Source organism: Streptomyces sp. NPDC086147 (genome assembly GCF_040702165.1).
In the GTDB taxonomy this organism is placed as follows: domain Bacteria; phylum Actinomycetota; class Actinomycetes; order Streptomycetales; family Streptomycetaceae; genus Streptomyces.
Window position 1 is genome coordinate 1 of sequence record NZ_JBFBJO010000002.1, and the last position, 11,602, is coordinate 11,602.

Sequence of the window (11,602 nt, forward strand, 5' to 3'; positions counted from 1 at the left end):
GAAGCCCCGTAAGGGGTGGAGCTGACCGGTACTAATAGGCCGAGGGCTTGTCCTCAGTTGCTCGCGTCCACTGTGTCAGTTCTGAAGCAACGAACTCCCTGTGCTGGTTGAGTTCGTCTATCTTCATAGAGTTTCGGTGGTCATAGCGTTAGGGAAACGCCCGGTTACATTCCGAACCCGGAAGCTAAGCCTTTCAGCGCCGATGGTACTGCAGGGGGGACCCTGTGGGAGAGTAGGACACCGCCGAACAATCATTGTGGGAAAGCCCCGCACCTTCTGGTGCGGGGCTTTTCTGCGTTCCGGGGCCGGCGAGACCCAGTGCGCGGCGGTTCGTCGGCTGACGGTAGGGTCGGGGGGCAACGTCGGCACCATCCCAGCAGGAGGCCCCCGGGTGGAGGTCCAGGAGACTCGCGTTCAGACCGACCGGGTCCTCACCATCCCCAACATTCTCAGCATGGCGCGCCTCGTCGGCGTGCCGCTGTTTCTGTGGCTGATTCTCCGCCCCGAGTTCGGCGGCCCCAAGAGTGACGGATGGGCGCTTCTCGTCCTGGCGCTCAGTGGTGTCAGCGACTATCTCGACGGGAAACTCGCCCGACGCTGGAACCAGATCAGCAGCCTCGGCCGGCTGCTCGATCCCGCCGCCGACCGCCTGTACATCCTGTCCACCCTCGTCGGCCTCACCTGGCGGGAGATCCTTCCCCTGTGGCTGACTGCCGCCCTCCTGGCGCGCGAGGCCATGCTCCTCGTCATGGTGGGAATCCTCCGTCGGCACGGCTACCCGCCGCCGCAGGTCAACTTCCTCGGGAAAGCTGCGACTTTCAACCTCATGTACGCGTTCCCGTTGCTGCTTCTCAGTGACGGAACGGGCTGGCTTTCGTCACTCGCTGAAGTTTTCGGGTGGGCCTTCGCCGGATGGGGTACAACTCTGTATTGGTGGGCAGGGATCCTCTACGTGGTCCAGGTCCGTCGACTCGTGAAGACGGATACCGAGGCCGATTGAGCCCGTTCCTTCTGTGTCGAGCAGCGTCGCCGGCAACAACGAGGACGTCCGCGGGCTACTGAGCGGACAGGCGAAGTCGGCATGACCGTCATCTCTTGAAGGAGGACGTTTCCGACATGAAGGCCGTCGTGATGGCCGGTGGCGAGGGAACCCGTCTTCGCCCCATGACCTCGAGCATGCCCAAGCCTCTTCTGCCGGTGGTGAACCGGCCGATCATGGAGCACGTCCTGCGACTGCTCAAGAGGCACGGTCTCAACGAGACCGTCGTCACCGTGCAGTTTCTCGCCTCTCTGGTCCGAAATTACTTCGGTGACGGCGAAGAGCTCGGGATGGAGCTCACCTATGCCAACGAGGAGAAGCCGCTCGGTACAGCGGGAAGCGTGAAGAACGCCGAGGAAGCGCTGAAGGACGACGCCTTCCTCGTCATCTCGGGGGACGCGCTCACCGATTTCGATCTCACCGATCTCATCGCCTTCCACAAGGAGAAGGGCGCACTCGTCACGGTCTGCCTCACGCGGGTGCCGAACCCGCTGGAGTTCGGCATCACCATCGTCGACGAGGAGGGCAAGGTCGAACGCTTCCTGGAGAAGCCGACCTGGGGCCAGGTCTTCTCGGACACCGTGAACACGGGCATCTACGTGATGGAGCCCGAGGTGTTCGACTACGTCGAGGCCGACACGTCGGTCGACTGGTCGGGGGACGTCTTCCCGCAGCTCATGAAGGAGGGCAAGCCGATCTACGGCTATGTCGCCGAGGGCTACTGGGAGGACGTCGGCACGCACGAGAGCTACGTGAAGGCCCAGGCGGACGTCCTGGAGGGCAAGGTCCAGGTCGACATCGACGGCTTCGAGATCTCGCCCGGCGTCTGGGTCTCGGAAGGTGCCGAGGTGCACCCCGACGCCGTGCTGCGGGGCCCGCTCTACATCGGCGACTACGCCAAGGTGGAGGCCGGTGCCGAGATCCGCGAGCACACCGTCGTCGGCTCGAACGTGGTCGTCAAGAGCGGTGCCTTCCTGCACAAGGCCGTCGTCCACGACAACGTCTACATCGGCCAGCAGAGCAATCTGCGCGGCTGTGTGATCGGCAAGAACACCGACGTCATGCGGGCCGCCCGGATCGAGGACGGAGCCGTCATCGGGGACGAGTGCCTGGTCGGTGAGGAATCGATCGTGCAGGGCAACGTCCGGGTGTACCCGTTCAAGACGATCGAGGCCGGCGCGTTCGTCAACACCTCGGTCATCTGGGAGTCCCGGGGACAGGCCCACCTCTTCGGAGCGCGCGGTGTCTCCGGTATCCTCAACGTGGAGATCACCCCCGAGCTGGCCGTCCGCCTCGCGGGCGCGTACGCCACGACCCTGAAGAAGGGCTCGACCGTCACCACGGCCCGTGACCACTCCCGGGGCGCCCGTGCGCTGAAACGGGCGGTGATCTCGGCGCTGCAGGCCAGCGCCATCGACGTACGGGACCTGGAGAACGTACCGCTGCCGGTGGCGAGACAGCAGACCGCGCGCGGAAGCGCCGGCGGCATCATGATCCGGACCTCGCCCGGCGTGCCCGACTCCGTCGACATCATGTTCTTCGACGAGCGCGGCGCCGACCTCTCGCAGGGCGGGCAGCGCAAGCTCGACCGGGTGTTCGCGCGCCAGGAGTACCGGAGGGCCTTCCCCGGCGAGATCGGGGACCTCTCCTTCCCGGCGAGCGTCTTCGACTCGTACACCGGGTCGCTGCTGCGGAACGTCGACACCTCCGGGATCGCGGAGGCCGGACTGAAGGTCGTCGTGGACGCCTCGAACGGCAGCGCCGGGCTCGTACTGCCCAGTCTGCTCGGGCGGCTCCAGGTCGACTCGCTGACGATCAATCCCGGTCTCGACGAGTCCAGGCCCACGGAGTCGGCCGAGAGCCGGCGGGCCGGGCTCGTACGGCTCGGGGAGATCGTGGCGTCGGCGCGGGCCGCGTTTGGCGTGCGGTTCGACCCCGTCGGCGAGCGTCTTTCGCTCGTGGACGAGCGGGGCCGGATCATCGAGGACGACCGGGCGCTCCTGGTCATGCTGGACCTGGTGGCGGCCGAGCGGCGTTCCGGACGGGTCGCGCTGCCGGTGACCACCACGCGGATCGCCGAACAGGTCGCCGCGTACCACGGCACCCAGGTCGACTGGACGACCACCTCGCCCGACGACCTCACCCGGGTCGGCCGGGAGGAGTCGACGATCTTCGGCGGCGACGGGCGCGGCGGGTTCATCGTGCCCGAATTCAGCAGTGTCTTCGACGGGACCGCCGCCTTCGTGCGGCTGCTCGGTCTCGTGGCGCGGACGCAGCTCACGCTGAGCCAGATCGACGCCCGCATCCCGCGGGCCCACGTCCTCAAGCGGGACATCGCGACCCCGTGGGCCGTGAAGGGGCTCGTGATGCGCAAGGTGGTCGAGGCGGCGGGCAACCGCTCCGTCGACACCACCGACGGCGTCCGCGTGGTCGAGGCCGACGGGCGCTGGGTGATGGTGCTGCCCGACCCCGCCGAGGCCGTCACCCATCTGTGGGCGGAGGGCCCCGACGACACCTCCGCGCAGGCCCTGCTCGACGAGTGGGCCGCGGTGGTCGACAGCGCAGGTCGCTGACGCGGACGACCCCTGCGGTGGGGAGGCGCCCTCCGGGGTGCCTCCCCACCGCAGGGAGGGGCCATTCGGCGGTACGCCGTACGACGTGCGACGATGTGCGGCATGTCGCAGCAGCCCCCCGTTCGGAGCACCGGTTCACCACCGCCGCGACCGGACGCGTCCATGTCGCTGCTGAACAATGTGATCGACCACGCCCTCGACGACGGGTACGCCGAGGCGACCGCCCGGCGGGCCGCCGAGGGCGGTGGGCTGCCCCGCAGTCTGCGGGCGAAGCTCGGCGTCGCCGCCGGCCTCCTGCTCGCGGCCGCCGTGGTCACCGTCGGCGCGGCCGAGGCGCGGGTCTCCGCGCCGGTCGTCGCCAAGGAGCGGCAGGAGCTGATCGACCGGATCGAGACGGAGTCCTCGGAGGCCGACGGCCTGGAGCAGGACGTCGAGCGGATCCGGGCCGAGGTCGGGGAGCGCCAGAGGCAGGCGCTCCAGGAGTACGGCGGCGACCAGGCCGAGCTGGTGGCGCTGCTCTCGGGGGCGACGCCGGTGCACGGCCCCGGGGTGAAGCTGGTCGTCGACGACGCCAAGGACACCGACACCGGTGGCGGCGGACCGAGGGAGAGCAGCGGCTTCGCCGACACGGGCCGGGTCCGCGACCGGGACATGCAGCGCGTGGTCAACGGGCTGTGGGAGTCGGGCGCCGAAGCGGTCGCGATCAACGGGCAGCGGCTGACGTCGCTGTCCGCGATCCGGGCCGCCGGCGACGCCGTACTGGTCGACAACAAGCCGCTGGTGCCGCCGTACACCGTCCTCGCGATCGGGAACGGGCAGAAGCTGAGCACCGCGTTCCAGGACAGCGCCGACGGGCAGTACCTGCACGCGCTGGTGGAGAACTTCGGGATCAGGAGCAGCATCTCCGCCGAGGGCGACGTGCGCCTGCCGGCCGCGCCGAGCCTGACCGTACGTACCGCAGAGCCGAGGGGGGCCGGGGCGACGCCCTCCGGTCGGGCCACGGCCGACACAGGGAAGGGCACATCGTGATCGCCGTACTGGGCTTGATCGTCGGAGTGGTGGTCGGACTGTTGGTCCGCCCCGAGGTTCCGGCGGTGGTCGAGCCCTATCTTCCGATCGCCGTGGTCGCCGCCCTCGACGCGGTCTTCGGCGGGCTGCGGGCCATGCTCGACGGGATCTTCGTCGACAAGGTCTTCGTGGTCTCCTTCCTGTCCAACGTGGTCGTGGCCGCCCTGATCGTCTTCCTCGGCGACAAGCTGGGCGTGGGCGCGCAGCTGTCGACCGGTGTGGTCGTCGTCCTCGGCATCCGGATCTTCTCCAACGCGGCCGCCATCCGGCGCCACGTCTTCCGGGCGTGAGGCCGATGAGCGAGAACCCGCAGGACCCGCGGAACCCCCAGGACCCGCAGAGTCCGCAGAAGCCTCGGAGCCCTCGGGCTCCGCAGGGCCCGCAGAGCCCGCAGGACCCCCGGAGGCCCCGAGGGCCGGAGGAGCGGCGGCTTTCCGGGGAGCCCGAGGGGGCCGGGGCTCCGGGAGGACCTGCGGCGCCCCGGAGGCCCGGTATGCCCGACGTGCCCGAGGACGTGGACACCCAGGTCTTCCGGAAGGTGGAGAAGCATCCGCCCGCCGCCCACCCCCACCAGCACCGGAAGCCCACGGGCGGGGGCGCTCCCGGCGCGGTTCCCGACTCGCCCGCGGCGTCCGGGAGGCCCGTCGCGCCCGGAAACCCCGCGGCGCCCGGAAGCGCGGACCGGGGCGTACGGAAGCCCGTGACGCCTCCTCCTGCGGCCGAGGCGCCTCCGGTGGCCGGAACGCCCGCCGAGGCACCCCTCGCCGCCGAGCCGCCGGCCCCGTCCGCCCGGGACGAGCGGGGCGGGCGGCGCAGGCTGGTCTCCGCGCTGTGGCCGCCCCGGGTGACCCGGGCCCAACTCGTCGTCGCACTGCTCCTGTTCGGCCTCGGGCTCGGTCTGGCCATTCAGGTCTCCTCGACCAGTGACAACAGCGCCCTCCGGGGCGCGCGCCAGGAGGACCTGGTGCGGATCCTCGACGAGCTCGACGACCGCACGCAGCGCCTGGAGGACGAGAAGGCCCGGCTGGAGAAGCAGCGTTCCGAGCTGGAGTCCAGTTCGGACCAGGCCGAGGAGGCGCGCAAGCAGACCCAGGAGAAGGAGCGGCAGCTCGGCATCCTGGCCGGCACGGTCGCCGCCGAGGGCCCCGGCATCACGCTGTCCGTCGGCGACCCCACCGGGGCCGTCGAGTCGGACATGCTGCTCGACGCCATCCAGGAGCTGCGGGCGGCGGGCGCGGAAGCGATCCAGGTCAACGGTGTCCGGGTGGTGGCGGACAGTTATTTCACCGGCAGCGGTGACGACATGCGGATCGATGGAACGCAGGTGGCCGCTCCGTACGTCTTCAAGGTCATCGGCAAGCCGGAGGATCTGGAGCCCGCGCTCAACATCCCCGGCGGTGTCGTGCAGACCCTCGAGAAGGAGCAGGCCGCGGTCACGGTGGAACGGTCGCCGAAGATCGTCGTCGACGCCTTGCGACCTGCGAAGCGGCCTGACTACGCTCAGTCGTCCTCGCAGTGAGGAGGCGTACGAGGGGGGTCCCGCGACAAGGGCTGGGCCTTGCGGGGGGTCGGCGCATCACAACGGTGGTGCGTGGTGGAAACTGTCCGGAGGATACGGACGTTGTGAAGGTGTCCGGGTCGGCAGGTGTGATGGATCTCGGTTCGTCCTGCCCCACGGGCGGGTCTGTTTCGGTCAAGGGGAATCGCCCGTGAAGTTGTTTGCGAAGTTGTTCGGCAAGAGCGCACGCGAGGACGGCGGCAACGCCAGGCACCGCGCGCCGCGCCACGCCCAGAGTGAGGAGCAGGGCGGCGAGCGCCCGCTCTTCCGTGACGAGGTCGGGGGACAGGGCGGTGACATTCCGGGCGGACCGGGCGCGTCTTCTGTTGACCCCGCCGGGGCCGCCCGCATAGGTTTCGGAGAACCATCGACCTCAAGTACGGGTGGAGGGTTTTCCCCCGACCCGTATGCGACACAGACCTCCGCGGGGCAGCCGCGGCAGGAGGACGCGTCCATGCCGGTGTGTACGAGGTGCGGTCACCGCAACGCGGCCGACAGCCGCTTCTGCTCCCACTGCGGCACGCCGCTGCGCGGTGGGATCGCTCCCGAGCGCGCGTCGGAGACGACGTCCACGATCTCCATCTCGGGCCTGGAGGCCTACGATGCCGAGGTCACCGGCCAGACCGCGCTGCCCTCGCTCTCTCCGGAGGCGCTGGCGGCCGTGGAGGCGCTGCCGCCTGGCTCCGCGCTCCTCGTGGTGCGCCGGGGTCCGAACTCCGGCAGCCGGTTCCTCCTCGACGGGGAGCTGACGACGGCCGGCCGTCACCCGCAGAGCGACATCTTCCTGGACGACGTCACGGTCTCCCGGCGGCATGTCGAGTTCCGGCGGGGTCAGGACGGCAGTTTCACCGTCTCGGACGTCGGCAGCCTCAACGGCACGTACGTCAACCGCGAGCCGATCGACTCGGTCGTCCTGTCCAACGGTGACGAGGTGCAGATCGGCAAGTACCGGCTGGTCTTCCATTCGAGCCAGCGGGGCGTGTGACGCCTCGGGGAACCCCCTTCAGGGAAGGTCCATGCTGCGAACACCGACGGGCGGTGCCGGATCCGGCACCGCCGCCGCGGGCGACATGGTCAGCATCGGCACGGTGCTGAGCCTGCTGCGCGACGAGTTTCCCGAAGTGACCATCTCCAAGATCCGGTTCCTGGAGGCCGAGGGGCTCGTCGAGCCCCGGCGGACGGCCTCCGGGTACCGGAAGTTCGGCCCGCAGGACGTGGAGCGGCTCGCCCGCATCCTGCGGATGCAGCGGGACCACTACCTTCCGCTGAAGGTCATCCGCGAGCACCTCGACGCCCTCGCCCGGGGCGAGGAGATCAGCCTCCCGGCCCCGGGGCGCCGACGGGACCTCCTGGAGGGCCCCTGGGAGCAGGAGGCGGAGCCGTCGGCCGCCGCGCGGCTCGGACGGGCCGAGCTGCTCGCCGCCGCCGAGGTTACCGAGGCCGAGCTCGCCGAGTGGGAGTCGTACGGTCTGATCGCCGAGACGGAGGGCGGGGGGTACGACCCCGAGGCCGTCACCGTCGCCCGGCTCGTGGCGGATCTGGGGAGATTCGGCCTGGAGCCCCGCCACCTGCGGGCCGTGAAGGCGGCCGCCGAACGCGAGGCCGGGCTGATCGAACAGGTGGTCGCGCCGCTGCGCCGGCACCGCAATCCGCAGACCAGGGCCCATGCGGAGGCCACCGCCATGGAACTGGCCGCGCAGTCGGTGCGGCTGCACGCGGCCCTGATGCAGATCGCCCTGGGCATCCGCTCGCAGTGACCTCGTGAGCGGCCTCGGAGGGGCCCGACTATCCAAACCGGTCGGGCACGTCCTAGGGTTGCTGTGTGAACGAGCTCGACGTTGTGGGTGTCCGAGTGGAAATGCCCTCCAATCAGCCGATCGTGCTCCTACGTGAAGTGGGAGGCGATCGTTACCTCCCCATCTGGATCGGACCGGGGGAGGCGACCGCGATCGCCTTCGCGCAGCAGGGGATGGCCCCTCCGCGACCGCTGACGCACGACCTGTTCAAGGACGTGCTGGAGGCCGTGGGACAGGAGCTCACCGAAGTCCGCATCACGGATCTGCGTGACGGGGTCTTCTATGCCGAACTGGTCTTCGCCAGCGGCGTCGAGGTGAGCGCCCGGCCGTCCGACGCGATAGCGCTGGCCCTCCGGACCGGGACGCCGATCTTCGGCAGCGACGGTGTCCTGGACGACGCCGGCATCGCGATTCCGGACGAGCAGGAGGACGAGGTGGAGAAGTTCCGCGAATTCCTCGACCAGATCTCACCGGAGGATTTCGGGACCAACAGTCAGTGAGAACGAGCGGTGCGGCCATGGGCCGTTCGCGGGGTGCTGTCAGAGCATTCGAGTAGCCTTTCCCCGGAGAGAGACACGGGAAACCACTCTCAGGGTGATTATCACTCGGCGTGCCGAGTGTGGCGATCGTTGACGCACCCCGAGTGACTGCCTACCTTCGTGTGGGCAGGTCAAGGACGGAGGGTCGGCGTGATGAGCAGCGCGGACGGTACGGCGGGCAGCTCCCTCGGACGGGCGTCCGGGGAGAACGGTCCGTATCCGCTTCACGGCAGAGTGGGCGACTTCGGTACGGAGGCCGGTACGGGCGCGGCGGACGAGGTGATCGGTTACCGCGGCCCCACGGCGTGCGCGGCCGCCGGGATCACCTATCGCCAGTTGGACTACTGGGCGCGCACCGGACTCGTGGAACCGAGCGTGCGGCCCGCTTACGGGTCGGGTACGCAGCGGCTCTACAGCTTCCGTGACGTCGTCGTCCTGAAGATCGTCAAGCGTTTTCTCGACACCGGGGTGGCCCTGCAGAACATCCGGGCCGCGGTGCAGCACCTGCGGGCCCGGGGCTTCCGGGACCTGGAGCGGATGACGCTCATGAGCGACGGGGCCACGGTCTACGAGTGCTCCTCGCCGGACGAGGTCGTCGATCTGCTCCAGGGCGGTCAGGGCGTCTTCGGCATCGCCGTCGGAGTGGTCTGGCGGGACGTGGAGGCGGCGCTCTCGCAGCTCCACGGGGAGCGGGTGGACACCGGCGAGACGCTGGTGGGGCACAACCCCGGCGACGAGCTGGCCCGGCGGCGCCGGGACCGGGCGGTCTGAGCCGGCCCGGGGCCGTCGCGGGGCGTTGTCAGTGGGATGAGGGAGCATCGGAGGCGTGAGAACCGCGCCGACGATCCTGCATCTCGACATGGATGCGTTCTTCGCCGCCGCCGAGCAGGCGGCGAAGCCCAGCCTGCGCGGAAAACCCGTGGTCGTGGGCGGGCTCGGGCCCCGGGGCGTGGTCGCCACCGCGTCGTACGAGGCGCGCCGCTTCGGAGTCCACTCGGCGATGCCGATGGGCCAGGCGCGGCGGCTCGCGCCGAACGCGGCCTATCTCGTGCCGCGCTTCGCCTTCTACCGGTCGATCAGCGAGCAGGTCATGCGGCTGCTCGGGCTGCTGTCCCCGCTCGTGGAGCCCCTCAGCCTCGACGAGGCCTTCGTGGACCTAGAGGCGGGGGACGTCGCCCGCGACACGGCCGGTGCGCGGGCGGCGGGGGAGCGGCTGCGGGCCGACATCCTCGCGACGACCGGGCTCACCGGGTCCGTGGGGCTCGCGGGGTCCAAGATGCTCGCGAAGATCGCCTCCGAGCAGGCGAAGCCCGACGGACTCGCCCTCATAGAGCCGGGCACCGAGCGGGAGCTCCTCGGACCGAAGTCCGTGCGGATCCTGCCCGGGGTCGGGCCGGCGACCGGGGAGCACCTGCGGCGGGCCGGGATGACGACGGTGTCCGACCTCGCGGAAGCGGGCGAGGACGAACTCGTACGGCTCCTCGGGCGGGCGCACGGGTCCTCGCTGTACCGGATGGCCCGGGGGCACGACGACCGGCCCGTGGTGGCCGAGCGGGACGCCAAGTCCGTCTCCGTCGAGGACACCTTCGCCGTGGACCTGCACGACCGGGTGCGGATCCGGGGCGAGGTCGAACGGCTCGCGGAGCGGTGCGTGGAGCGGCTGCGGGCGTCGGGGCACTCGGGGCGGACGATCGTCCTGAAGGTGCGGAGGTTCGACTTCTCGACGCTGACCCGCTCCGAGACGCTGCGGGGGCCGACGGACGCGCTCGGGGTCGTGCGGGAGGCGGCGGGGCGGCTGCTCGAATCCGTGGACACCACGGGGGGCGTGCGGCTGCTCGGGGTGGGGGTGAGCGGGCTCGCGGACTACACGCAGGAGGATCTGTTCGCCCAGGCGGAGCCGGTGGGGGAACGGGACCAAGAGGGCGCCGGCGCTGTTCCTGCGGTGCCGGTGGCCCCGGTGGCCGAGCCGGCCAGGCCTGTCGAGCGGCACTGGGCGCCCGGGCACGACGTGCGGCACGTGGTCCACGGGGCCGGGTGGGTGCAGGGGAGCGGGCTCGGGCGGGTCACGGTGCGGTTCGAGGAGCCGGGGTCGGCGCCGGGGCGGGTGCGGACGTTCGCGGTGGACGATCCGGAGCTGGAGGCGGGGGAGGCGTTGCCGCTGGTGCGGGACCCTGTGCCGGGGGCGGTGCCCGTGCCCGCGCCGTCGGCGGCTGCGGGCCGCGGGGGTGCGCCCGGCCCGGCGGCCGGGCCGGATTCCCACCCGCACCACCTGTGACGGTGGGTGGGGGGAGGTGCGGGTTCTCCCGTGAGCGGTGTCGCGACGTCGGCGGCTGCGGGCCGTGAGGCGTTTTCGGCCGCGGGGCTCGCCTGCTCGTCGCCCGTGGCGACGGGCGGGTGTGCCGGGGCCGGTTCCGGGTCAGCCGCCGTCCTGACCCGCCAGGCGGCCGAAGTCCTTGTCCGGGACGTCCGTCGGGGGCGGGGGGAGCGCGAGGCTGTAGTGCCGGTAGAGCTGGAGTTCCTGCTCCGGGGAGAGGTGGCGGCCCACGCCGAAGTCCGGGGCGTCCTTGATGAGGGCGCGTTCGAACGGGACGTGGAGGCCGTCGTCGAGCAGGTCGCTCGGCTCCAGGGGGACGAAGGCGTCCCGGCTGAACAGGCCGGTGCGGACCGCGGCCCACTCCGGGACGCCCGTCGCGTCGTCCAGGTACACCTCGTCGACGGTTCCGATCTTGTGTCCGTTCCGGTCGTACGCCTTGCGGCCGATCAGGCTGCGCGGATCGATGTCGGTCTGCACGGTCCCTCCAACTGGTCGCAACTCCTCTACCCCCTACCAAAGGGCACATCCGGGATGTCGGCCACTTGAGCGAAGGGAGTGCCAACCGCGCTGGTAGGCTGGGTGTGGCTGTCGACCCCGTGCGGGAGAGTCCCCCGGAGAAACCTTCCGGTGGGCGCCGAAGGAGCAAATCCTCCCCGGAATCTCTCAGGCCCCTGTACCGCGCGGACGAGGTCACTCTGGAAAGCAGAGCGGATGT

The 11,602-nt window shown here is 70.5% G+C and carries 11 protein-coding genes, 1 rRNA gene and 1 riboswitch; of the genes, 11 read left to right on the forward strand and 1 reads right to left on the reverse strand.

The window, feature by feature from the left end:
- Positions 1 to 132 precede the first annotated feature (132 nt).
- The 11 genes from rrf (at position 133) to AB0398_RS04885 (ending at position 10,848) form a co-directional block, all read left to right on the forward strand.
- A 5S ribosomal RNA gene (gene rrf, locus AB0398_RS04835) occupies positions 133 to 249 on the forward strand.
- A gap of 142 nt (positions 250 to 391) precedes the next feature.
- Positions 392 to 1,000 carry a CDP-alcohol phosphatidyltransferase family protein gene (locus tag AB0398_RS04840; RefSeq protein WP_125667251.1) on the forward strand — a complete coding sequence of 203 codons (609 nt, stop codon included), beginning with the start codon at positions 392 to 394 and terminating at the stop codon, positions 998 to 1,000.
- Between the two features lie 116 nt (positions 1,001 to 1,116).
- Positions 1,117 to 3,612 carry a mannose-1-phosphate guanyltransferase gene (locus AB0398_RS04845; protein ID WP_366372363.1) on the forward strand — a complete coding sequence of 832 codons (2,496 nt, stop codon included), beginning with the start codon at positions 1,117 to 1,119 and terminating at the stop codon, positions 3,610 to 3,612.
- A gap of 102 nt (positions 3,613 to 3,714) precedes the next feature.
- Positions 3,715 to 4,641: a DUF881 domain-containing protein gene (locus AB0398_RS04850; RefSeq protein ID WP_366372364.1), complete on the forward strand. Its 927-nt coding sequence runs from the start codon at positions 3,715 to 3,717 to the stop codon at positions 4,639 to 4,641.
- Complete coding sequence (locus AB0398_RS04855; RefSeq protein WP_015032176.1) at positions 4,638 to 4,970, forward strand: small basic family protein; 333 nt, start codon at positions 4,638 to 4,640, stop codon at positions 4,968 to 4,970. Before AB0398_RS04850 ends, AB0398_RS04855 begins: the two co-directional genes overlap by 4 nt.
- Positions 4,971 to 5,173: 203 nt before the next feature.
- Positions 5,174 to 6,199, forward strand: a complete 1,026-nt coding sequence (locus AB0398_RS04860) for a DUF881 domain-containing protein (protein ID WP_366372365.1) — start codon at positions 5,174 to 5,176, stop codon at positions 6,197 to 6,199.
- An 82-nt stretch (positions 6,200 to 6,281) separates the two neighbouring features.
- Positions 6,282 to 7,223 carry an FHA domain-containing protein gene (locus AB0398_RS04865; protein ID WP_366372996.1) on the forward strand — a complete coding sequence of 314 codons (942 nt, stop codon included), beginning with the start codon at positions 6,282 to 6,284 and terminating at the stop codon, positions 7,221 to 7,223.
- Positions 7,224 to 7,254: 31 nt separating this feature from the next.
- Entirely contained in the window at positions 7,255 to 7,995 is a 741-nt protein-coding gene (locus tag AB0398_RS04870) for a MerR family transcriptional regulator (RefSeq protein ID WP_366372366.1), read from the forward strand.
- 65 nt (positions 7,996 to 8,060) lie between these two features.
- Entirely contained in the window at positions 8,061 to 8,534 is a 474-nt protein-coding gene (locus tag AB0398_RS04875; RefSeq protein WP_017238433.1) for a bifunctional nuclease family protein, read from the forward strand.
- A gap of 192 nt (positions 8,535 to 8,726) precedes the next feature.
- On the forward strand, positions 8,727 to 9,344 hold the full coding sequence (locus AB0398_RS04880) for a MerR family transcriptional regulator (protein ID WP_366372367.1): 618 nt from the start codon (positions 8,727 to 8,729) through the stop codon (positions 9,342 to 9,344).
- A gap of 55 nt (positions 9,345 to 9,399) precedes the next feature.
- Complete coding sequence (locus AB0398_RS04885; protein ID WP_366372368.1) at positions 9,400 to 10,848, forward strand: DNA polymerase IV; 1,449 nt, start codon at positions 9,400 to 9,402, stop codon at positions 10,846 to 10,848.
- Positions 10,849 to 10,989: 141 nt separating this feature from the next.
- On the opposite strand, the gene AB0398_RS04890 is transcribed toward AB0398_RS04885, so the two are convergent.
- Entirely contained in the window at positions 10,990 to 11,364 is a 375-nt protein-coding gene (locus tag AB0398_RS04890; protein WP_366372369.1) for a PRC-barrel domain-containing protein, read from the reverse strand.
- A gap of 112 nt (positions 11,365 to 11,476) precedes the next feature.
- A riboswitch (glycine riboswitch) is annotated at positions 11,477 to 11,576 on the forward strand.
- The last annotated feature ends 26 nt before the right edge of the window (positions 11,577 to 11,602 follow it).